Annotated in this window: 22 protein-coding genes, 1 tRNA gene and 1 riboswitch; of the genes, 5 read left to right on the top strand and 18 right to left on the bottom strand. The window is 61.0% G+C overall.

The genetic code is table 11. The features are described 5' to 3' along the window. Nucleotides 1-166: 166 nt before the first annotated feature. From ABID16_RS18965 to tesB, 3 genes are all read right to left on the bottom strand, one after another. Entirely contained in the window at nucleotides 167-1,531 is a 1,365-nt protein-coding gene (locus ABID16_RS18965; protein ID WP_354557927.1) for an ammonium transporter, read from the bottom strand. 26 nt (nucleotides 1,532-1,557) lie between these two features. Continuing rightward, nucleotides 1,558-1,908 (bottom strand): P-II family nitrogen regulator, encoded by a 351-nt coding sequence (locus tag ABID16_RS18960; RefSeq protein ID WP_330166419.1) that lies wholly within the window; start codon nucleotides 1,906-1,908, stop codon nucleotides 1,558-1,560. Nucleotides 1,909-2,136: 228 nt separating this feature from the next. After that, nucleotides 2,137-3,021, bottom strand: coding sequence for an acyl-CoA thioesterase II (tesB, locus tag ABID16_RS18955; protein ID WP_354557926.1), 885 nt, complete (start codon nucleotides 3,019-3,021; stop codon nucleotides 2,137-2,139). Nucleotides 3,022-3,078: 57 nt separating this feature from the next. On the opposite strand from tesB, the gene ABID16_RS18950 reads away from it, so the two are divergent. Beyond that, nucleotides 3,079-4,329 (top strand): ubiquinone biosynthesis hydroxylase, encoded by a 1,251-nt coding sequence (locus tag ABID16_RS18950; protein WP_354557925.1) that lies wholly within the window; start codon nucleotides 3,079-3,081, stop codon nucleotides 4,327-4,329. Between the two features lie 13 nt (nucleotides 4,330-4,342). Here the strand turns inward: ABID16_RS18950 and ABID16_RS18945 are convergent, their stop codons facing one another. The 4 genes from ABID16_RS18945 to ABID16_RS18930 are packed head-to-tail and all read right to left on the bottom strand — an operon-like array spanning nucleotide 4,343 to nucleotide 6,797. Continuing rightward, nucleotides 4,343-4,531: a Trm112 family protein gene (locus ABID16_RS18945; RefSeq protein WP_354557924.1), complete on the bottom strand. Its 189-nt coding sequence runs from the start codon at nucleotides 4,529-4,531 to the stop codon at nucleotides 4,343-4,345. A gap of 9 nt (nucleotides 4,532-4,540) precedes the next feature. Next, complete coding sequence (locus tag ABID16_RS18940; RefSeq protein ID WP_354557923.1) at nucleotides 4,541-5,206, bottom strand: LON peptidase substrate-binding domain-containing protein; 666 nt, start codon at nucleotides 5,204-5,206, stop codon at nucleotides 4,541-4,543. A gap of 39 nt (nucleotides 5,207-5,245) precedes the next feature. Next, complete coding sequence (gene trxA / locus ABID16_RS18935; protein ID WP_354557922.1) at nucleotides 5,246-6,235, bottom strand: thioredoxin; 990 nt, start codon at nucleotides 6,233-6,235, stop codon at nucleotides 5,246-5,248. A gap of 55 nt (nucleotides 6,236-6,290) precedes the next feature. Further along, the gene (locus ABID16_RS18930; RefSeq protein ID WP_354557921.1) at nucleotides 6,291-6,797 is read right to left on the bottom strand and encodes a prolyl-tRNA synthetase associated domain-containing protein; all 507 of its coding nucleotides are present in this window, start codon (nucleotides 6,795-6,797) and stop codon (nucleotides 6,291-6,293) included. A gap of 247 nt (nucleotides 6,798-7,044) precedes the next feature. On the opposite strand from ABID16_RS18930, the gene ABID16_RS18925 reads away from it, so the two are divergent. Together ABID16_RS18925 and ABID16_RS18920 are read left to right on the top strand one after the other, a co-directional pair. Then, a tRNA-Gly gene (locus ABID16_RS18925) sits at nucleotides 7,045-7,119 on the top strand. 229 nt (nucleotides 7,120-7,348) lie between these two features. Then, the gene (locus ABID16_RS18920; RefSeq protein ID WP_354557920.1) at nucleotides 7,349-7,921 is read left to right on the top strand and encodes a Panacea domain-containing protein; all 573 of its coding nucleotides are present in this window, start codon (nucleotides 7,349-7,351) and stop codon (nucleotides 7,919-7,921) included. A 515-nt stretch (nucleotides 7,922-8,436) separates the two neighbouring features. Here ABID16_RS18920 and ABID16_RS18915 read toward each other — a convergent pair. Further along, nucleotides 8,437-9,255 carry a MerR family transcriptional regulator gene (locus ABID16_RS18915; protein ID WP_354557919.1) on the bottom strand — a complete coding sequence of 273 codons (819 nt, stop codon included), beginning with the start codon at nucleotides 9,253-9,255 and terminating at the stop codon, nucleotides 8,437-8,439. Between the two features lie 134 nt (nucleotides 9,256-9,389). Here ABID16_RS18915 and ABID16_RS18910 point away from each other — a divergent pair, with 134 nt between their 5' ends. Both ABID16_RS18910 and ABID16_RS18905 read left to right on the top strand, forming a co-directional pair. Further along, entirely contained in the window at nucleotides 9,390-10,670 is a 1,281-nt protein-coding gene (locus tag ABID16_RS18910; RefSeq protein ID WP_354557918.1) for a 4-aminobutyrate--2-oxoglutarate transaminase, read from the top strand. Nucleotides 10,671-10,673: 3 nt separating this feature from the next. After that, nucleotides 10,674-12,152 carry an NAD-dependent succinate-semialdehyde dehydrogenase gene (locus ABID16_RS18905; RefSeq protein ID WP_354557917.1) on the top strand — a complete coding sequence of 493 codons (1,479 nt, stop codon included), beginning with the start codon at nucleotides 10,674-10,676 and terminating at the stop codon, nucleotides 12,150-12,152. Nucleotides 12,153-12,202: 50 nt separating this feature from the next. Here ABID16_RS18905 and ABID16_RS18900 read toward each other — a convergent pair whose 3' ends face one another. From ABID16_RS18900 to ABID16_RS18855, 10 genes are all read right to left on the bottom strand, one after another. Beyond that, a complete protein-coding gene (locus ABID16_RS18900) occupies nucleotides 12,203-12,820 on the bottom strand; it encodes a ParB-like protein (protein WP_354557916.1) in 618 nt (205 codons plus the stop codon). Next, complete coding sequence (locus ABID16_RS18895; protein ID WP_354557915.1) at nucleotides 12,810-14,474, bottom strand: SulP family inorganic anion transporter; 1,665 nt, start codon at nucleotides 14,472-14,474, stop codon at nucleotides 12,810-12,812. Before ABID16_RS18895 ends, ABID16_RS18900 begins: the two co-directional genes overlap by 11 nt. A 12-nt stretch (nucleotides 14,475-14,486) precedes the next feature. Next, nucleotides 14,487-15,500, bottom strand: coding sequence for an aldose epimerase family protein (locus ABID16_RS18890; RefSeq protein WP_354557914.1), 1,014 nt, complete (start codon nucleotides 15,498-15,500; stop codon nucleotides 14,487-14,489). Nucleotides 15,501-15,529: 29 nt separating this feature from the next. Then, a complete protein-coding gene (locus tag ABID16_RS18885) occupies nucleotides 15,530-16,717 on the bottom strand; it encodes a vWA domain-containing protein (protein WP_354557913.1) in 1,188 nt (395 codons plus the stop codon). Between the two features lie 127 nt (nucleotides 16,718-16,844). After that, a complete protein-coding gene (locus ABID16_RS18880; RefSeq protein WP_354557972.1) occupies nucleotides 16,845-17,165 on the bottom strand; it encodes a BrnA antitoxin family protein in 321 nt (106 codons plus the stop codon). After that, nucleotides 17,165-17,416 (bottom strand): BrnT family toxin, encoded by a 252-nt coding sequence (locus ABID16_RS18875; RefSeq protein ID WP_435532449.1) that lies wholly within the window; start codon nucleotides 17,414-17,416, stop codon nucleotides 17,165-17,167. Before ABID16_RS18875 ends, ABID16_RS18880 begins: the two co-directional genes overlap by 1 nt. Before the next feature lie 63 nt (nucleotides 17,417-17,479). Next, nucleotides 17,480-18,418: a homoserine O-acetyltransferase MetA gene (metA, locus tag ABID16_RS18870; protein ID WP_354557912.1), complete on the bottom strand. Its 939-nt coding sequence runs from the start codon at nucleotides 18,416-18,418 to the stop codon at nucleotides 17,480-17,482. Between the two features lie 61 nt (nucleotides 18,419-18,479). After that, a riboswitch (SAM riboswitch) is annotated at nucleotides 18,480-18,558 on the bottom strand. A 28-nt stretch (nucleotides 18,559-18,586) separates the two neighbouring features. Then, the gene (locus ABID16_RS18865) at nucleotides 18,587-19,426 is read right to left on the bottom strand and encodes an AAA family ATPase (RefSeq protein ID WP_354557970.1); all 840 of its coding nucleotides are present in this window, start codon (nucleotides 19,424-19,426) and stop codon (nucleotides 18,587-18,589) included. A gap of 252 nt (nucleotides 19,427-19,678) precedes the next feature. Beyond that, entirely contained in the window at nucleotides 19,679-20,140 is a 462-nt protein-coding gene (locus tag ABID16_RS18860; RefSeq protein WP_354557911.1) for a VOC family protein, read from the bottom strand. Between the two features lie 3 nt (nucleotides 20,141-20,143). After that, nucleotides 20,144-21,970 (bottom strand): ABC-F family ATP-binding cassette domain-containing protein, encoded by a 1,827-nt coding sequence (locus ABID16_RS18855; protein WP_354557910.1) that lies wholly within the window; start codon nucleotides 21,968-21,970, stop codon nucleotides 20,144-20,146.

Raw genomic sequence — 21,970 nt, 5'->3', positions numbered from 1 at the left:
TCGGAGCGCGATCGACATTTCCCTGTTGAAATTTTGTGCATGTCGTGCCGCTGGTTTCGGCATGTGCAAATAAAAAAGCCCGGACCGTGCGGTCCGGGCCAAACGTGCAATCCGAAGACTGCGACGGGATGGAGAGGGGCGGGAAGTGTTCCCGCGACCCTTGGTCTTAGTTGTGGTACGCGGCTTCGCCGTGGGACGAGAGGTCGAGACCTTCGCGTTCGGCTTCCGGAGCAACCCGCAGGCCGATGATGAGGTCGGTCACCTTGTAGAGGATGATCGAGCCGATACCGGTCCATGCGATCGTGGTGAGAACGGCTTCAATCTGAACCCAGACCTGGTGACCCATGGTCACACCATCTGCATAGCCGACGCCGCCGAGGCTGGCGGAGGCGAGAACGCCGGTGCCGATGGCGCCGAACATGCCGCCGATGCCGTGGACGCCGAAGACGTCTGCGGTGTCGTCATAGCCGAACTTGTTCTTCACGACGGAGACGAAGAAGAAGCAGAGCGGGGAGACGAGAAGGCCGAGAATGATCGCGCCCATCGGGCCGGCAATACCGGCGGCAGGGGTGACCGCAACCAGACCGGCAACCATGCCGGAGATGGCGCCGAGCATTGAAGCCTTGCCGCGGACGATCTTTTCAACCAGCGACCAGGAGAGTGTTGCAGCAGCCGTTGCCACGAAGGTGTTGACGGTTGCGAGCATGGCACCGCCCGAAGCCTCGAGGTTGGAGCCGGCGTTGAAGCCGAACCAGCCGAACCAGAGCATCGCGGCGCCGACCATGGAGAGCGTCAGCGAGTGCGGGGCCATCATGTCCTTGCCGTAGCCGAGGCGCTTGCCGACCATGATTGCGCCGATCAGACCGGAAACACCGGCGTTGATGTGAACAACCGTGCCGCCGGCGAAGTCGAGCGCGCCAAGCTTGAAGAGAAGGCCGTTCGAATCCCAGACCATGTGGGCGATCGGGAAGTAGACGAACGTGACCCAGAGACCGCAGAACAGAACGGCAGCGCCGAACTTGATGCGTTCGGCAAAGGCGCCGAGGATCAGGGCGGGCGTGATGGCCGCAAAGGTCATCTGGAAGAGCATGAAGATCATTTCAGGAATGACGACGCCCTTGCTGAACGTTGCCGCCGTCGTCGACGTGGTCACGCCGGCCAGGAACATCTTGGCGGTGCCGCCGAAGAAGGCGTTCGTGCCGCCGCCGAAGGCGAAGGAATAGCCGTAGACGACCCAGAGGATCATGACCACGCAGGCGACGACCGTCGTCTGCATCAGGATCGACAGCATGTTCTTGCCGCGAACCAGGCCGCCGTAGAAGAGCGCCAGGCCAGGAATGATCATGAACAGAACGAGCAGCGTCGAGATGAACATGAAGGCAGTGTCGCCCTTGTTCGGGATCGGATCAGCTGCGGCAGCCGCTGCGGCTGCAGGGGCCGCTGCATCCTGCGCAAATGCAACGACGGGCGCCAGAAACGCCGTCGCTGCCAGGCCTGCGCGGCCGAGGATGGAAAGTTTCGAAGAGGACATAGATATTAACTCCCTGAACGCAACGCTTAGAGCGCTTCGGAATCGGTTTCGCCGGTGCGGATGCGAACGGCGTGGTCAATCGAGTAGACAAACACCTTGCCGTCGCCGATCTGGCCGGTCTTGGCGCCTGAAACGATCGCTTCGACCGCCTTGTCGACGAGGTCGGAGCCCACGGCGACCTCGATCTTCAGCTTCGGGAGGAAGCTGACCGCATATTCGGTGCCGCGATAGATTTCGGTGTGTCCCTTCTGGCGCCCGTAGCCTTTGACTTCGGTCACGGTCAGGCCCTGGATGCCAACAGCTGTCAGGGCCTCACGGACCTCGTCCAGCTTGAACGGCTTGATGATGGCCATCACAATCTTCATCTGGTTTCCCATCCTTCATGTGTACGCCCCAAGAGGAGGGGCAACGCGTCATGCCGCCGGGCGGAAAACCGTCCGGGACCGCTGAGACACATTCAAGGTCCGTGCCAGATTCGAAATTAAGTGGAACTTACTGTTTTTATTAAGAAAAAATGACCGCTTGAGTTCCTGGCCAAAAATTGGCGAAAATGTGGAGCGAGTGATCGCCCAAATATTGTGCATAAATTAAAAAACGCCCATAATTTATGCAGTTGCACGTTTCCGAATCAAACCTTCCTGCGCCACTGATGCGATCAGCGCGCCGGACCGGGAATAGATGCTGCCGCGCGTCATCCCGCGCGCACCGGACGCGCTGGGGCTGTCCTGACCGTAAAGCAGCCAGTCATCCAGCGAGAAGTCGCGGTGGAACCACATGGCATGATCGAGGCTCGCGACCTGAAGGCGGCTGTCAAACACGGAGGTTCCGTGCGCGTACAGCGAGGTATCCAGCAGGGTCATGTCGGAGAGATACGCCAGGATTGCCGCGCGCAGACGGCGATCGTCCGGGGAGGGGCCGGTGGTTCTGACCCAGACGTTCTGCACCGGCTCGAGCAGTTCGCGTTTGAAATAGTCTTCCGGATAGGCAGGGCAGAATTCGATCGGTCTCGGGCGCAGCCAGTAGCGGCGGATCGCTTCGGGTGCGTTCTCCACGTAGCGCGACACAATGTCGCCCTCGCCGCCCAACTGTTCCGGCGTCGGAACCGGCGGGATCGCCTGCTGGTGCTCGAAGCCGTCCTCATCTTCCTGGAACGAGGCCGAAAGCGAGAAGATCGCCTTGCCGTGCTGGACGGCGACGACGCGGCGCGTGGTGAAGCTCTTGCCGTCACGAATGCGATCGACTTCATAGACAATCGGGATCGACGGGTCGCCGGGCCGCATGAAATAGGCGTGCAGCGAGTGGACGAAGCGGCTTTCGTCGACGGTGCGCTGCGCGGCGACCAGTGCCTGGGCAATCACCTGTCCGCCGAAAACGCGCTGCCAGCCGACCTGCGGGCTGGTGCCGCGAAACAGGTTTTCTTCCAGTTTTTCCAAATCAAGCGTGGCGATCAGTTCCTGCATGGGCGAAAAATTGCCTGCTTCGGCCGACATGTTTGATCCTTCTCAAGTAGGAATGGCGTACTCCATCCTCTATATAGGTCACGAAGTTTGCTCAAGGGCAGGAATACCAGCGAGGTTGGCACGATGATCGATATCTTTATTGCGGGTGGTGGATATGTCGGGCTTTCGCTGGCGGTGGCGGTCAAGTCGGCGGCCCCGCATCTTGACGTGCGCGTTTACGATGCAGCGCCCGAAGGCGTGTGGGAAAGGGACGAGCGCGCGTCTGCGATTGCTGCCGGTGCCAAGCGTCTTCTGACGGTTCTCGGCGCCTGGGACGAGATCGCGCCGGAAGCAGAGCCGATCCGCAAGATGATCATTACCGATTCGAAGACCGCCGATCCCGTTCGCCCCGTCTTCCTGACCTTCGACGGCGAGGCGGAAGCCGGCGAGCCCTTCGCCTATATGGTGCCGAACCCGGCCATGGTGCGTTCGCTGAGAAAACGCGCCGGCGCGCTTGGGGTCGAAATCCGCCAGGGCGTTTCTGCCGTCGATTTCAAGACAGGTGATGCCTGGCAAACGGTGACGCTCTCCAATGGCGAGACTGTCGATGCCCGGCTGCTGGTGGCCTGCGACGGGGTACGCTCCAAGCTTCGCGACATCGCCGGCATCAAGACCGTGCGTTTCGATTACGGCCAGTCCGGCATCGTGACCACCATCGAGCATGAGCGGCCGCATGAGGGGATTGCGGAAGAGCATTTCCTGCCTGCGGGTCCGTTCGCGACGCTGCCGCTCAAGAACAACCGCTCCTCGCTGGTCTGGAATGAGCGGACGGCGGATGCGGACGCGCTTCTGAAGGCGGATGATCTGGTGTTCGAGGAAGAGCTGGAGCGCCGCTTCGGCCACAAGCTTGGTGCGATCAAGGTGGTCGGAGGCAAGCGTGCCTTCCCCTTTGCGCTGACGCTGGCGCGCGAGTTCGTGGCACCCCGATTTGCGCTGGCCGGCGATGCGGCGCATGGCATTCACCCGATTTCAGGCCAAGGCCTCAATCTTGGCTTCAAGGATGTGGCGGCGCTTGCCGAGACGATCGTCGAGGCGGACAGATTGGGGATCGATTTCGGCCAGCTCAACATTCTGGAGCGCTATCAGGAATGGCGACGTTTCGACACGTTCCGCATGGGCGTGACGACCGATGTGCTCAACCGCATGTTCTCCAACGACTTCACGCCGATGCGCATGGCGCGCGATTTCGGATTGAGCATTGTCGATCGGCTGCCGGGACTGAAGAACTTCTTCATCCGCCAGGCGTCCAATGTCGGCGGCTCGGGCGATCCGCGCCTGCTGGGCGGCCAGCCGCTCTGAAAAAGAGTGGGAATCAGTCTTCGATCTTGCGGGCTTCCGACATCAGCATGATCGGAATGCCGTCGCGCACGGGATAGGCGAGTTTCGCCTTTTCGGAGACGAGTTCGTTGCGCTCCGCATCGAAGCTCAGGCGGCCCTTGGTGAGCGGGCAGACGAGCAGTTCCAGCATTTTCGGGTCGATGCCGTTGGTGCGTGCGCTCATCCGGCGCTCCTATTGCAGGATTGCGCCGCCATCTGGGGCGGCCTTCGCGAGCGCGATTTCGGTGATGGCGATCAGCGTTTCGGCACGGGTCTTCAGGTCCTGCGCTTCGAGCAGCGCTTGCTTCTCCGCGGGGCCATAGGGTGACATCATCGACATGGAATTGACGAGCGTGGAATTGCTGGCCCGAGAAATATTGTCCCAGTCTGCTTCCAGACTGTTGGCGTCGAGATAATCGCGGAAGGCCTGCAGCAGACCCTTGCGATCGACGCTCTCCTCATCCACCGGTGCAAGATCGGTGAGGAACGGGGCCAGCTTGACCTGCCGGTAAGGCGTCATGACCGAGAGTTCTTCCAGAACGCGGAAGCGCGCCACACCTGTCAGCGACAGGATATAGCGCCCGTCGCCCGTCTCGCCAAAGGAGGTGATGCGGCCAATGCAGCCGACCTTGGCGAGTTCCGGCTTCGGATCGGCCTCAGACGCATCCAGCGCCGGCTGGATCATGCCGATGAGCCGATGGCTTGCCAGCGCATCGTCGAACATGGCCAGATAGCGCGGCTCGAAGATGTTCAGCGGCAATTGCGCGCCGGGCAGAAGCAGCGCGCCGGTGAGCGGAAACACCGCCAGCGTTTTCGGAAGATCGTTTTCGGTCAGATAGCGTGCGTTACCGACTTGCATCGTCACTCCTTGCTACGCCCAGCTCCGAGATCGAGGGCGTCAAGAAAACAGGATCGAGGACATCTTGCGCCGCGCGTATGCAGTCGCAGGCTCCTTGGGACCCCAAACCTCGAAGAAATTCAGCAGTTCCCGCCGCGCGCCGTCATCTTCGTAGGTGCGGTCCTTCTTCATGATGTAGAGAAGGTGGTCGGCGGCATCCTGGCGGTTGCCCTGAACGCTGGCGATCTTGGCAAGCTTCATGCGCGCCTCGTGATTGTCCGGGTTCAGCGACAGTTCATGCTCCAGCGCCCGCGGATCGCCCAGCTTGCGGGCCTCCTCATACTGTTCCAGCGACTTCCGTACGGCGAGAATGGCAGGATCCGCCTTCTTCTCGTCGTCCAGACTGTCGATGAGGCCGAGTGCGCGGTCGTGCTGGCCGGCGAGGATCATGCATTGCGCCATGCCGGCAAGGGCTGCGATGTTTTCCGGCTCGGCCTGAAGGACTGCCGCATAGAGCGAGGCCGCACCGCTGGCATCGCGGGCGGCGAGCAGCTCGCCGGCCTGCGCGAGCGTTTCGGCAATGGCTTCGGCCTGATCGTCGCCGGGGGCAGCGCCTGCGATCTTGTCGATGAACTGACGGATCTGGCTTTCCGGGATCGCGCCCATGAAGCCATCGGCCGGGCGACCGTTGACGAAGGCGACAACGGCCGGGATCGACTGGATGCCCATCTGGCCGGCATATTCCGGGTGGTCGTCGATGTTCATCTTGACGAGCTTGACGCGGCCGCCGGCTTCCTTGACCACGCGCTCGATGATGGGGGTCAGCTGACGGCAGGGGCCGCACCAGGGCGCCCAAAAATCGACCAGGACCGGCTGGTTCTTCGATTCCTCGATGACGTCGCGCGGGAAGGCCGCCGTCGTCGTTTCCTTGATCAGGTCGCCGCCGCCGGCCGCAGCAGGGGATGCCGCCGCTGGCTTGCCGCCATAGGAGGCGGAGCCGCTCATCGTGCTGCCGTAAGAAGAACCATAGGGGTTGTTGCTGCCGCTCATCGAAGTGCTCCCTCCGCGCCGTCGCGCAGACATTTTCTGTGCTACAAATCGTATGTCACTCGGTGACTTTCAAGACAATGGCCTCATGCCCCGTCGCTTCCATGAAACGCAGCAAATCGTCGCGCTTGATCGACGTGGTCGCGCTGTTGCGCAGCGGATGGCAGTTGATGATCTCGCTTTGCATCAGGTCGGCGTCGAGAATGAACGTCACCTGATGTTCGGTGTCATTGATTGCGCCCAGCGCGGTCACCGAGCCCGGCACGACGCCAAGATATTCCATTAGCTTTTCTGCCGAGCCGAAGGAGACGCGGCCTGAGCCACCGATGAGATTATGCACCGACTTCAGGTCGACGGTTGCATGTTCTTCGACCGTGAGCAGGAAATAGCGGCTCTTCTTGTCCTTGATGAAGAGGTTCTTCGTATGCCCGCCGGGGATCGCGTCGCGCAGGTCCTGGCCTTCGGCCACGGTAAAAACCGGCCGGTGTTCGTGGTTGACATAGTCGATGCCAAGGCCGTCGAGGAAGTCGAACAGATCCTTGTCGGTTTTCGGCGTGCCGCTCATCAATGAAGTCCCGCGCATGAAGTTTGCAATTGAAGCATCCCAATAGGCCGCAAAGCCTTCTGATGCAATCGTTCCGCACCTTGCCCGGTTGCCCTTGATCTTCCTTCACAAATCGCTCGCGTCAAAAAATCTTCACCGAAAGCAATTTTCCCTGTTGCAATTGAAAAGGCCTTGGGTCATATAGCGCCCGTCGCCGCAAGTCGGGGACGCTTCCACGGCCACTTATTTACCCAGGCCGTTTGGTTGAGCGGGTGTAGCTCAGGGGTAGAGCACAACCTTGCCAAGGTTGGGGTCGAGGGTTCGAATCCCTTCGCCCGCTCCAATTTTCCCGGTTATTAAGATGAGTTGTGATGCCCGACTTGGGTTCGGTGGCGTTGATTATGGTTTTGATCTGAAATCATCACTCTCTTTCTTTGATGGTTGATTCCTCGAAGGCAAAAATCCTTTGTCAATTGAAAATTGGCGAAGATAGGGATATCTTGTGAATATGAATTTTTTCCTTGACGGGATTGGATTTGATTCTCGCTAAAGGGATAGTCGGGATCGCGCGCATGACATACGAACCTCGGAAGGCAGCGCAGTTGATCGCTTACCTGATACTAAAATCGGGTAGAGACAGGCTGAATGTTCTCAAAGCCATTAAGCTCGTCTATTTGGTAGACCGCGAAAGCATCAAGCGGTTCGGTTTCCCTGTTCTCGATGAGAAGCGGGTCTCCATGCCTCACGGCCCGGTCAATTCTATGACCTATAGCTATATCGCGGGCGACTACGATGCTGACGCTGTCGGCTGGTCGGACTTCCTCCGTGATCGGGAAAACCACGACGTCGCTTTGGCAAGTACGAGCCTCAATGCCGACGATCTTGATGAACTGAGTGAAGCAGACATCGAATGCGCCGACGCGGTGTGGGAGCGCTTCGGCGGCATGGATAAATATGCGCTTCGTGACTGGACGCACAACCCTCGCAATGTGCCCGAATGGGAAGACCCGCAAGGCGGATCTAACCCCATTCCGCTTCAGCGCATCCTCAACGCGGTGGGCGTCGCGGATGCGGAGCGGTTCGCTGAGGAGGCGGCGACGCAACGCAACATCGACGCCGCGTTTGCAGCAGCTCGGGTGCATTGATTGGTCGCCCGCGCTGGTACATTATTGATACCGTCGGGTCCCTCCCATGATGAAAACAGGCGCCATTTGCACGTCGTCGTGACCGATCCACGCGGCGACGGCAATCAACTCATCGTTTCCATTTCCAGTTGGACGAATGCACTTTGCGATGACGCCTGCATTATCGAGGCGCATGAGCATGAGTGGCTTCATCACAAGTCTTATGTTCTTTGTCGGAAGGCGCGGATTGAAGCCGCTCAAACTTTGGATAATGGCGTAGCGAAGGGTGTGTTCGAGCAGCGGGGGCCTATGAATGCGCAGACATTTCTTCGAATCAAGAACGGTGTTTGTCGAAGCAAACAGACACCAAGGAAGATCAAGAGCTATGCTGGGTGCCCTCCGACCCCAACTGCCGCGCAGCCGACTTAATCGCGAGCGGGTTGTCGCTTTCGCAACATCTCCGTCTCGCAATCGCGTTCACTCGGTCAAGTCTGAAGAGATTCCTTTCTCAGGCAATTGTTTTTGGTACACGCACCTCAGAACGACGCCGGCGTGTTGATCCACAGCAGCACCGTCTCCCCCTCGCTCAGGTTCCGCCAGGAATGCGGCCTTCTGCTTTCGAAATAGAAGCTGTCGCCTTCGGAGATGACGAAGAATTGGTCGTCGTCGAGGACGATTTCCATGGAGCCGGCGAGCACATGGATGAATTCCTCGCCTTCGTGGGCATAGGCGCCTTCGCTGGTCGCGCCCGGCGCCAGCACGAAGCGGTGGCAGTCCATCATGTTGCGGCCTTCGGCCAGAACCTGCACGCTGACGCCGGTGGTCGTCGCCGGCCACGAGGTCCAGCGGCCGCGGCGGATGAGCGATTCGGCCGTGCGCGTGCCGCCCGTGCCGCTGAGTGCTGAAAACGATGTGCCGAAATGGTGGGCGAGGTCGTGCAGCGATTTCAGCGACAGGCCCTGCGAGGTGCGCTCGAAGGTCGAGAGCAGCGACGCGGAAATGCCGGTGTCCTGCGACACCTTTTCCAGCGTTTCTCCCGCATCGCGGCGCAGCTTGCGGATTTTTGCGCCCATCTGCTGGGACGGCGCGCGACGGGATGGCTTTCTGGGCTTGGCGGGTTGCGGTTCCTCTGCTGCGAGATTATCGCGGATCGCTGCGGGGTTGATGCCCTTCTCGCTGCGCAGCCAGCTGATCTTCTTCAACCGGTCGATATGCGTCTGCTCGTAAAGGCGCTGGCCGGTTTCGGTTCGAACCGGCTCGATGAGCCCCTGGCTTTCCCACAAGCGCAGCGTGGAGGCTGAAACGCCGGCCATGCGGGCCGCTTCGGCAATCTTGAATCGCACCGTTTCCATCATTTCGCCGCCTCAACCATCCGATATCCTCTACGGGAAAAATATCGCTCAGACCATATTGCAAGTCTACAGAAAAAATGCAAAGTTTTTGTCGCGCCGATGAGGCGACCAGATTTCCCATCCGTTTGGAGACGACGATGCAGAACACCGAGATTGCGGCCCGCCGGGCTGATGCCATTTCGCGCGGCGTGGGCGTGACCACCCAGGTCTATGCCCAGAAGGCAGAGAATGCCGAAATCTGGGACGTCGAGGGTCGCCGCTATATCGACTTCGCCGCCGGCATCGCCGTCGTCAACACCGGCCATCGCCATCCGCGCGTCATCGAGGCCGTCAAGGCGCAGCTCGACAGCTTCACGCACACCTGCCACCAGGTCGTGCCCTATGAGAACTATGTCGAACTGGCCGAGCGCCTGAACGATGCCGTTCCCGGCAATTTCAAGAAGAAGACGATCTTCGTGACGACGGGTGCGGAAGCGGTTGAAAATGCCGTGAAGATCGCGCGTGCCGCCACCAACCGTTCCGCCGTCATTGCATTCACGGGCGCCTTCCACGGCCGTACCTTCATGGGCATGACGCTGACCGGCAAGGTCCAGCCGTACAAGGTCGGCTTCGGCGCGATGATGCCCGATGTCTTCCACGTACCCTTCCCGGTCGAGCTGCATGGCACGACGATGGAAGATTCGCTCGGCGTGCTCGAAAAGCTGTTCAAGGCCGATGTCGATCCGAGCCGCGTTGCTGCCTTCATCGTCGAGCCGGTTCAGGGCGAGGGCGGTTTCTATGAAGTGCCGCGCGCATTCATGGCCAAGCTCCGCGAAATTGCCGACAAGTACGGCATCGTTCTGATCGCCGACGAGGTTCAGACCGGCTTTGCCCGCACGGGCGCGCTGTTTGCCATGGAGCATTTCGGCGTGACGGCCGACATCACCACAATGGCCAAGGGCCTTGGCGGCGGCTTCCCGATCGCAGCCGTCACCGGCCGCGCCGATCTCATGGATGCCCCCGGCCCCGGCGGCCTCGGCGGCACCTATGGCGGCAACCCGATCGGCGTTGCAGCCGGCCTTGCCGTTCTGGACGTCATCAAGGACGAGAACCTTTGCGATCGCGCCACCCTGCTCGGCAACCGCCTCAAGCAGCGCCTGTCGTCGCTCTCCTCGTCCGTTCCGCAGATCGCCGACATTCGCGGCCCGGGCTTCATGAACGCGGTGGAGTTCAACCTGCCCGGAACCAAGACCCCGAGCCCGGAGTTCACCAACAAGGTGCGTGAAAAGGCGCTCGAAAAGGGCCTGATCCTGCTGACCTGCGGCGTTTACGGCAATGTCATCCGTTTCCTGGCACCGCTGACCATTCAGGACGATGTCTTTGCCGAAGCGCTCGACATTCTGGAAAACACGCTCATCGAATGCGCGAAGGAGGCTTGATTTATGGCGATTTCTGAGAAGCTGATTGCCAAGCTGAAGGATCCGAGCCTTGTCACCGACAAGGCCGTGATCGGCGGCGAATGGCTCGCTGCGAGCGATAGCGGCAAGACCTTCGACGTTACCAACCCGTCGACCGGCGAACATGTCGCCACGCTGCCCGACATGGGCCGCGCGGAAGCGTCGCGGGCGGTTGATGCTGCCTATAAGGCGCAGAAGGCCTGGGCGAAGAAGACGGGCAAGGAGCGCGCTGCCGTGCTGCGCAAGCTCTTCGACCTCATGGTCGCCAATGCCGACGATCTTGCCACGATCCTGACTATGGAAATGGGCAAGCCCTGGGCGGAAGCCCGCGGGGAAATCCTCTATGGCGCATCCTATGTCGAATGGTTCGGCGAAGAGGCCAAGCGCGTTTACGGCGACACGATCCCCGGCCATCAGGGCGACAAGCGGATCATCGTCATCAAGCAGCCGGTCGGTGTCGTCGCCAGCATCACGCCGTGGAACTTCCCGAATGCCATGCTCGCCCGCAAGATGGCCCCGGCTGTCGCTGTCGGCTGCGCCATGGTGTCGAAGCCCGCTGCGGAAACGCCGCTTTCGGCGCTGTCGCTGGCGATCCTTGCCGAGCGCGCAGGCGTTCCGGCCGGCATTTTCAACGTCGTGACCGGCACGGATTCCTCGTCGATCGGCAAGGAATTCACCGAGAACGACAAGGTGCGCAAGCTGACCTTCACCGGCTCGACCAATGTCGGTCGCATTCTCATGCGCCAGGCCTCCGACCAGATCATGAAGCTCGGCCTTGAGCTGGGTGGCAATGCGCCGTTCATCGTGTTTGACGATGCTGATCTCGATGCGGCTGTCGAAGGCGCGATTGTTTCGAAGTATCGCAACAACGGCCAGACCTGCGTCTGCGCCAATCGGCTCTATGTGCAGTCGGGCGTTTACGATGCGTTTGCCGAGAAGCTGGCTGCCAAGGTTGCCCAGATCAAGGTCGGTGACGGCTTTGAAGAGGGTGTCAATGCCGGTCCGCTGATCACGTCCAAGGCGATGGAAAAGGTCGAGGATCACATTGCCGATGCGCTGTCCAAGGGCGCTGCCGTCAAGCTCGGCGGCAAGCCGGATCAGCGCGGCGGTCTCTTCTTCCAGCCGACGGTTCTGACCGGCGTGACGACCGAGATGAAGATCGCCCGCGAAGAGACCTTCGGTCCCGTCGCGCCGCTCTTCAAGTTCGAGACGGAAGACGACGTCATCGAAATGGCGAACAATACCGAATTCGGTCTCGCCTCCTATTTCTACTCGAAGGATGTCTCGAAGATCTTCCGCGTCGCGGAAGCGCTGGAATACGGCATGGTCGGCATCAATACCGGCCTGATCTCCACGGAAGTGGCGCCTTTCGGCGGTATCAAGCAGTCGGGCCAGGGCCGCGAAGGCTCGAAATACGGGATCGACGACTATACCGAGATTAAATATCTCTGCCTCAGCATCTGAGGCGGGTTACTGATCCTTCAAAATCCGGCTCGCGTTCGCGCGGGCCTTTCTTATTTGCCGCCGTCCACCCAGCCGGGCAGATGCTTGGCATCCTTGCTGCGTGACAGCTTCAGCGCCTTTTCCGCCGCGTCATCGAAATCGTCGTCGGTTTCGGGGCGCTTCAGGCGGCGGCGGTAGAAATCGGCCCAGAGGAATTCGGTATAGGGCGTCGATTCCTTGGCAAAGCCGCCCGCCTCGCGCACGGCGCCGGCGAGCGAGCGGAACGGGTCATCCTGCAAATCCCAGATCCGCTTCGGCAGGTCTTTCACCGGTCGGCGCTCGCCGTCGCCGTTGAAGGGATGCAGCCAGTTGCGATTGTCCATGAAGTTCAGGAACTCGTCCTTCCCGAGGTCGCTCAGATCGGCAATGGCCGAGATGAGTACGTGCTTGACACCTTCCTTGTGCAGCGCCAGCGCCAGATGGTGATGATCGACAATCCAGCATCGACCTTTCGGACCAAGGACGCCCGGCAGCATGTGCTGGCCGAGAAAATCCGCATCTTCGCCTGCCGACATGTCGCGCCATTCGCGGCGCTTGCGGTAGACCTCGCGCATGCCGACCGTCATCTGTGTGGGGCGCAGATCGGCAATCGGGATGGGGTGGAGCCGGGGTTGGAATTCATGGCGCATGGGTTTGTGCCTCCGTGATGATCTTGCGGGCGGCGTCCGCCGTGTCCTCGACGCTGTAATAGGCGCGCTGCACCAGGGCAATGGCTCCGGCGGCTGTCAGGATATCGCGCACCGGGTCGCGGGCGCGGGCAAGAAGCAGCGTGCGTCCCGAGGCGGCGATGCGCCTGTCTGTCTCCTGTATCGCCTCCAGCGCGGTGCTGTCGAGATTGAGCGTTTCCTCAAGGCTGAGCACGACGACACGGATGGCGGGGTCTGCCTCCGCTTGCGCCGCGATGGTGGCGAGCGTCCGCTCTGCATTGGCGAAGAAGAGCGCTTCGGAGGGCCTCCAGATGCCGACATGGCTCGGGACTTCCGCTTCCGGATGGCGGGTGATGTCGGCGAAGTCATGCGTGCCCGGCAGGCGGCCCAGACGGGCGATCTGCGGCAGCGCCAGCCTGCTCATGAGGGCTGCGACCGAGAAGGCGACCGCGAGCAGCATGCCGTTGACCACGCCGAAGACGAGAACGCCGCTTGCCGCGGCGAGCGCGATCCACTGGTCACGGTCGATCTTCCAGAGCCGGATCAGCGGCGACGGGTCGAGCGCGTGGGCCAGCGCCGAAATGACGATGGCCGCAAGGACGGCTTCCGGCAGGTGGGCAATGAGACCGGCGGCGACCACGACCAGCACGGCGAGCGCGCAGGCGGCAATCAGGCTCGACCAGCGGCTTTCAGCGCCGGCGGACTCATTCGCATTGCCGGCGGAAAAGCCAGCACCGACCGGCATGCCCTGAACGATGGCGGCGGCGATGTTGGAGAAGCCGAGGGCCGCCAGTTCGCGGTCCGGCACGATCGGGTCGCCATGGCGAAGCGCCAGCGCCCGCATCGTGCCCCAGCTTTCGGCAAAGAGGATCAACACCAGCGGCAGCGTCAGCTGGACGAGGCGCGACAGGTCAGGCCAACCGAGGATCGGCCAATGCGGCCATTCCAGCGTCAGGGATAACGCGCCGGTTTCCTTGAGCCCGTATTGGGGAAGATCAAGCGCCAGCGAAAGGCTCGCTCCGGCGATCACCACGGCGAAGGCGGCCGGAAAGAGTGGCCAGCGGCGTGTGCCGAAGAGCACGGCGAGAGACAGCGCTGCCGCGATCAGCCCGGCAGGATTCCAATGCGGAATGCTTTTCACCAGCCCGGCGATGAACTCAAAAATATCGTCGGCTTTGACCGGAACGCCGGTGATCGAGGGCAATTGATGCAGGATGATCGAAACGGCAAGGCCGAAGGCGAAACCGCGCAGCACAGGTCTTGCGATGAAGCCGGTCAGAATTCCCAGCCGTAGCGCCCAGGCGGCCAGAAAGACCAGCCCGGCAATGGCGATGGCCAGCGTTGCCAGCGCGGATTTGGTGGCCGCATCGCCGGGAAAGGTTGCCAGCATGGCCGAAAGGATCGCGGCTGACGAGGAGGTGGCCGATACGACCGCAAATCGGCTGCGGCCGATGATGGCATAAACGAAACAGCCCGCTACGGCCGCATAGATCGACCGGCCCGGCGGCAGGCCGGCAATGGTTGCATAGGCCACGGCTTCGGGAAGCAGCAGCCCCGCGACGGAGAGACCGGCCACGAGGTCGCGGCCGCCCGGTCTCTTCAGATTACCGCCGGCGCCGGGGGCCACTTCCGCCATCTGGGGCCCCTATCAGGCTTGCTTGCTGAAAACGTAGTCCGTTTCCTGGCGCAGGATCTCGCCGGGGCGGAGGATCGCGTTCGGGAAATGGGCGTGGTTGACCGCGTCCGGCCAGACCTGCGTTTCCATGCAGAGCCCGGCATAGGGGCCATAGTGGCGGCCGCCGAGGCCCGGAACAGGGACGTCAAGCTTGAAGGCGGCATAGACCTGAACGCCCGGTTCCGTCGTCAGCACATCCATGGACACACCGGATTTCGGGCTCTTCAGCGTGGCGACCTTGCGCTTGGCGACGCGTTCCGTCGAAAGGCAGAAATTGTGGTCGTAGAGGACCTGTTCGCCATTTTCGAGCTTGCGGATAGGGCGCGAGGTCCTGAAATCGTAACCCGTGCCGGCAATGTCGGGCGTTTCGCCCGTCGGGATCTGCGCGGCATCGGTTGGGAGATAGCTATAGGCGTCGATCTGCAGATCGTGGTCGATAATGCTTGGCCCCCCGTCGAGATTGAAATAGCTGTGATTGCAGATGTTGACCGGGGTCGGCGCATCGGTCGTCGATTCGTAGACGATGGAGAGGCAGCCGCCGTCCTTGAGCGTGAAGATCGCCTTGATCGTCGCATTGCCGGGATAGCCGGCGCGGCCATCGGGATCGAGAATGCTTAAGGTGACGCTGTTGGCGGTCAATGCGTCGATCGTCCAGACACGCTTGGCGATGCCGTCCGAGCCGCCATGCAGGTGGCCAATGCCCTTCTCGTTCTTTTCCAGCTGAATCGTCTTGCCGTCGAGGGTGAACGTGCCGCCGGCAATGCGGTTGGAGCAGCGGCCGGGCGTGGCGCCGAAATAGGAGGAGTGGAGCGGATAGTCTTCGAATTTGTCGAAGCCGAGCGAGAGGGGCGCGTCATGGCCTTCCAGACGCAGGTCCTGAATGACCGCACCCCAGGTCAGCACATGCGCGGTCAGACCGCCGCCGGAAATCCTGACGCGATGCACATCTTCGCCCTTGGCCGTCTTGCCGAACAGTTCAGCATCCATATCAATCGTTCCTTGATGTCAGTGAAATCTTACCGCGAGAGTTCGCGGGTCGCATTTTCCAGACCCCCGAGGGTGAGCGGATACATGCGACCGTTCATCAGCTTGTGTAGCATCTGCGTGGACTGGCTGTAGCCCCAATACTCTTCTTTCACAGGGTTGATCCAGACGCTTTTGCTGAAATGACCGGTCAACCTGTCGAGCCAGACGGCGCCGGCTTCCGCATTCCAGTGCTCCACCGAGCCGCCGGGATGGGAAATCTCGTAAGGGGCCATGGCAGCGTCACCGACGAAGATCGCCTTGTAGTCGGAGCCGAAGGTGCGGATGAGGTCGAATGTCGAGGTGACATCGACGCGGCGGCGCTTGTTGTCCTTCCACACGCCCTCATAGACGCAATTGTGGAAGTAGAAATATTCCATATGCTTGAATTCGGACTTGGCGGCCGAAAACAGCTCTTCCGCCACCTTGATATGATCGTCCATCGAGCCGCCGATGTCGAAGAACATCAGGAGCTTGACGGCATTGCGCCGCTCGGGCCGCGTCTTGACGTCCAGATAGCCGTGCTCGGCGGTGGAGCGGATCGTGCCGCCAAGGTCCAGTTCCTCGTCCGCGCCCTGCCGGATCCACTTGCGCAGGCGCTTCAGGGCGACCTTGATATTGCGCGTTCCAATTTCGACATTGTCATCGAGGTTCTTGAAATCCCTACGGTCCCAGACCTTCACGGCGCGGCGGTTGCGCGACTTGTCCTGGCCGATGCGCACGCCTTCGGGATTGTAGCCATAGGCGCCAAAGGGAGATGTGCCGGCCGTGCCGATCCATTTGCTGCCGCCCTGATGGCGGCCCTGCTGCTCGGCAAGCCGCTGTTTCAGCGTCTCCATCAGCGCCTCGAAACCGCCGAGCGATTTCACCATCGCCTTCTCCTCCTCCGTCAGAAACTTCTCCGCCATGCGGCGCAGCCATTCGTCGGGGATGTCAGTCGGGTCGACCGCATCCGCGCTGCCGGAAACTGCCTCAAGTCCCTTGAACACCTGCGAAAAGACCTGATCGAAGCGGTCGATGAAGCGCTCGTCTTTCACCAGCGTGGCGCGGGAGAGATAATAGAAGCCCTCGACATCGAAATCGACGAGGCCCTGCTCCATGCCCTCCAGCAGCGTCAGATATTCCCGAAGCGAGACGGGAACCTTCGCGGCCTTCAGTTCGAGGAAGAAGGGGATGAACATGGGCGAGCATACCTTGTCTTTGTTGCCGCAATTCCGGACGTGAAACCGGTTCCCACTTTCACTGGAATTGCACTTTGCTCTCCGCAATTCCGAACGTAAAACCGGTCTCCACTTTTACTGGAATTGCTTACAAACCAGCGGCTTTCCTCAAGGCGTCGTTGATCCTCGATTGCCAGCCCTTGCCCGTCGATTTGTAATAGTCCAGCACCTCCGGGTCCAGCCGGATCGACACCTGCCGGCGCGGATTTTCGACCGGCGGGCGGCCGCGGCGGGCAAGCTCGCGATCGATGGCTGCTGCGAGATCGGGGAAGGCTTCGCGCAGAGGGCGCATGTTCGCGATCTGCTCGTCTGTCAGTTCGGGATTGTCCGGGTCCGAGGCAATCATACGCTGGATCTCGGCCTCTTCGTCGTCGGTCAGTGGCCGCTTCGAGGAAAATTTTACTGGCATCATCGCATCCTTTCCCGCTTGCTGGCCGGTCGCATAGAAATGACCGAGATTGCTTCCACGCCCAGCGGGCGGAATATCACGGCAATAACCATGCGCCCGTCGAATTCGCCTACGGCCACCAATCGGCCGTGTTTGACCCGACCGAATTCGGCCAGTGCGAAAAACTCCAGCGTCAAATCCGCGAAATCCAGCCCGTGCTTGGCCAGATTCGCCCGTCGCTTGTTTTCATCCCAGACGATCTTAAATTTAATGTATCACATTTAATCGTGCAATACGATCAGTGTGATAGGAATTGAGGTCTATTACAACCAAGATTAGTATCCGGGGTTGTGCTCTTCCTGGCCGATCTTCGCCATGTCATAGGGCGTTGTCTGGTAGATGTTGTTGATCCAGTTTCCGAAAAGCAGATGGGCGTGGCTCTTCCAGCGGTTGAGCGGCTTGTTGTCCGGATTGTCCTCGGGGAAATAGTTGTGCGGCACCTCGATCGCGGAGCCCGTCTGGACGTCGCGGAAATATTCGTCCGCCAGCGTCGTGGAATCGTATTCGATGTGATTGAACACATAGAGTCGGTTGCCCTTGCGCTCATGCACGATGCAGACGCCGGTTTCGGGCGATTCCATCAGGATTTCGAGGCCCGGCACCTTCTCGATATCGGCGCGGCGGACTTCCGTCCAGCGCGAGACCGGGATCTGGAAATCGTCCGAGAAGCCGTTCAGATAGGGCGAGGCGGGGGCCAGATTGCGGTGGCGGTAGACGCCAAAGGCTTTCTTCTCCAGCGTATATTTGGGTACACGGTTGAAGTGCCAGATGGCGGCCATGCCGCCCCAGCAGATGTTCATGGTCGAGTGGACGTTCGTTTGCGTCCAGTCGAGGATCTGTTCCATCTCGTTCCAGTAGGTCACATCCTGGAATTCCAGCGTTTCAATGGGGGCGCCTGTAATGATGAACCCGTCGAATTTCTGGTCCTTCACCTCGTCCCAGGTGTCGTAGAAGGAGAGCAGATGCTCTTCCGAGGTGTTCTTGGCCTTGTGGCCGCCGACACGGACGAGCTTCAGCTCGATCTGCAAGGGCGATGCGCCGAGAAGGCGGGCGAATTGCAGCTCGGTCTTGATCTTGTTGGGCATGAGATTGAGCAGGCCGAAGCGCAGCGGGCGGATGTCCTGACGGATGGCGACGGCCTCCGTCATCACGCGCACGCCTTCGTTCACAAGGGTTTCCTGGGCGGGCAATCCATCGGGAATCTTGATCGGCATGGTCTTCTCTTCTTTCAAAACGCAAAAAACCGGCGGCGTAAAATCGCTACCGGTTCCAGAATGCTCACGTATCTGGGCCCATTTTAGCGACTTATTTTACGTGGCTGCAAGCCGGCCGGCAAATCACCACGAATTCCAGAGTCTATTTAGTCTTAACGTGACGAAGAATCAATTCTCCCGGCGCGACATGAAGGCGAGGCGTTCGAAGAGATGCACGTCCTGTTCGTTTTTAAGCAGCGCACCGTGCAGCTTCGGCAGGATGGTCTTTGCGTCTGCGGAGAGATCGGCGGGATCGATATCGTCGGCGACGAGAAGGCGGATCCAGTCGAGTGCTTCGGAGGTCGAAGGCTTCTTCTTGATGCCCGGCACGTTGCGGATCTCGAAAAAGCGGGTGAGGGCCGCGCGCACCAGATCCTGGCGGATGCCGGGATAGTGGACATCGACGATCTTCTCGAGCGTTTCGGCTTCGGGGAAGCGGATATAGTGGAAGAAGCAGCGGCGCAGAAACGCGTCCGGCAGTTCCTTCTCGTTGTTCGAGGTGATGATGACGATGGGGCGCACCCTCGCGCGGATCGTCTCGCCGGTCTCGTAGACATGGAACTCCATGCGGTCGAGTTCCTGCAGCAGGTCGTTCGGAAACTCGATATCAGCCTTGTCGATCTCATCGATCAGAAGCACGGTCTTCTCGTCGGCGGAAAACGCCTCCCAGAGCTTGCCCTTGCGGATATAGTTGGAAATGTCGTTGAAGCGCTCGTCGCCCAGCTGGCTGTCGCGCAGGCGCGAAACGGCGTCGTATTCATAGAGCCCCTGCTGGGCCTTGGTGGTGGACTTGATGTTCCACTCGATCATCTTCAGACCGAGACCGCTGGCGATCTGGCGCGCCAGCTCAGTCTTGCCGGTGCCGGGCTCACCCTTGACCAGAAGCGGCCGCTCCAGCCGGATCGCGGCATTGACCGCAATCATCAGGTCCTTTTCGGCGACGTAAGTCTCGGTGCCTTGAAACTGCATGGTCATGCGATTTTGCTCTCCAAATGTAGGGCTGAAGCAAGCCGCCCCCTCACCCCGCCTCCGCTTTGCTCGGCGTACCTCTCCCCGGAGGGGCGAGGCGGACCGAGAGGCCGCGGCGAACTCCCGCTTCTCCCCACCGGGGAGAAGGTGGCCCGAAGGGCCGGATGAGGGGCGCTCCGAATGTTGCCGCCCGTTTGGGTTCAGCGTAACCAGCGAGCCGAATTTGTGCAAGCTTGAACGAACGGAGGGCGCTCAGCCTGCGCTCGACGTGCCAAGCGGTCGCTCCCCGAGCGTTTCTGTCATCATGATCAGATAGCCGTTCGGATCGAGCACGAAGATTTCGCGGTTGCCGCCTTCCCGGTCGCCCCACTGACGCCAGACTTCGCGGGGGCCGGCGTGCAGGGCAATGCCCAAGGCTTCCAGAGCCTTTTGGATCGGCTCGGTCGAGTCCACGTGGACCTGAAACATCGCGCCACGCCCGAAGGGCGCTTCCATCGGCCCGGTTTCCCAGCCGCCATGTCGCTGGCAAAGCATGATTTGCGCGCCTTCGGGCCTTTCTAGATATACAAATTTGGCTTCCGGCCGCTGATAGGCAATTGTGAAGCCAAGACCGTCCATCCAGAAGCGCAGACTCTCCTCAATGTCCTCAACGAGGAGTTCTGGGACCAGACTGGCGAAGCCGCCCTTGGGCGGTCGTCCGTTGTCAGCGGTCATGGCTCACCCCTCCAGCTCTTCCCGCAGCATTTCCAGCTCCAGCCATTCCTCTTCCCAGGCAGCGATCTGGTTGCGCAGCTTTTCAAGCTCGGCGGCGGTCTTGCTGAAGCCGGCGGGGTCCTTTGTGAAGAAGCTGGCATCCGCCATCTTCTCTTCGAGCTTCGCGGCCTTTTTCTCCGCCTCGTCCATCTGCTTGGGCAGGTTTTCGAGCGCGAATTTCTGCTTGTAGGAGAGCTTGCCTTTCGCCTTTTCAGGTGGGGGCGAGGCGGAGGGTGCGTCTTCCTTCGGCTTGTCCTTCTTCGCCTCCGCCTGACGGCGCTCGGCCTCGATGCCCTTGCGCTGGGCCAGCATGTCGGAATAGCCGCCGGCATATTCGATCCAGCGGCCGTCCGGCGCATCCGGATTGGCGGGCGCAATGGTCGAGGTCACGGTGCGGTCGAGGAAGTCGCGATCGTGGCTGACGAGGATGACGGTGCCGTTGAAGCCGGCGACGATTTCCTGCAGCAGGTCCAGCGTTTCGATGTCGAGATCGTTGGTCGGTTCGTCGAGGATCAGCAGGTTGGTGGGCCGCGCCAGAATGCGCGCCAGCATCAGGCGGGCGCGCTCGCCGCCGGAAAGCTGCAGGATCGGCGTTCGCGCCTGTTCCGGCTGGAAGAGGAAGTCCTTCATATAGCCGGTTACGTGACGCTGCTCGCCATTGACCAGCAGGTTTTCGCCGCGCCCGTCGGTCAGATAATGCGCCAGCGTGTCGTTCAGGTTCAGGTCTTCGCGGCGCTGGTCCAGCGTGGCGATGTCCAGATTGGTGCCGAGCTTCATCGTGCCGGTGTCCGGCTCCAGCTGCCCGGTCAGCATCTTCAGCAGCGTCGTCTTGCCGGCGCCGTTCGGACCGATCAGGCCGATGCGGTCGCCGCGATGGACGCGGATCGAGAAGGGCGCGACGATCGTCCGTTCGCCATAGGTCTTGGTGATCTTTTCGGCCTCGACCACGAGTTTGCCGGATTCGCGGGCATCCGTGACGCTCGCCTGCACCGTGCCTTGCGGGCCCTTGTGGCCGCGATAATCCTTGCGCATGGTCTGCAATTCGCCCAGGCGACGCATGTTGCGCTTGCGGCGTGCGGTCACGCCATAGCGCAGCCAGTGCTCCTCGCGCTCGATGGCCTTGCCGAGCTTGTGCTGTTCCAGCTCTTCCTGTTCGAGAACCTGGTCGCGCCATTCCTCGAAATGGGCAAAGCCGCGGTCGAGCCGGCGGGCCATGCCGCGATCCAGCCAGACGGTGGCGTTGGAGACTTTCTCCAGAAAGCGTCGGTCGTGCGAAATCAGCACGATGGCCGAGCGACTGCGGGTGAGTTCGCCTTCCAGCCATTCGATCGTGTTGAGATCGAGATGGTTGGTCGGCTCGTCGAGCAGCAGGATGTCCGGCTCGGGGGCCAGTACGCGGGCAAGCGCTGCGCGGCGCGCCTCGCCGCCGGAGAGGTTGGCCGGGTTTTCGTCGCCCTGAAGGCCCAGATGTTCGAGCAGATAGGTGACGCGATAGGGATCGTCGCCGGGGCCGAGGCCTGACATGGCATAGGCCTCGACGGTCTTGTGGCTCCCGAAATCAGGCGCCTGTTCCAGATAGCGGATGGTGGCCGACGGGTGGCGGAAGATCTCGCCGCTCTGCGCTTCCGCGAGGCCGGCGGCGATCTTCATCAGCGTCGATTTGCCGGAGCCGTTGCGGCCGACAAGGCAGATTCGGTCGCCCGGTTCGACCTGCAGGTTTGCGCCGGCGAGCAGCGGCGCGCCGCCGAAGCTTAGGAAAATATCGTCGAGTTTCAGGATCGGCGGGGCCAT

Source organism: Limnomicrobium aquaticum (assembly GCF_040545545.1).
Lineage (GTDB): Bacteria > Pseudomonadota > Alphaproteobacteria > Rhizobiales > Rhizobiaceae > Ensifer_A > Ensifer_A aquaticum.
This window is presented reverse-complemented; position numbering and strand designations above follow the sequence as displayed.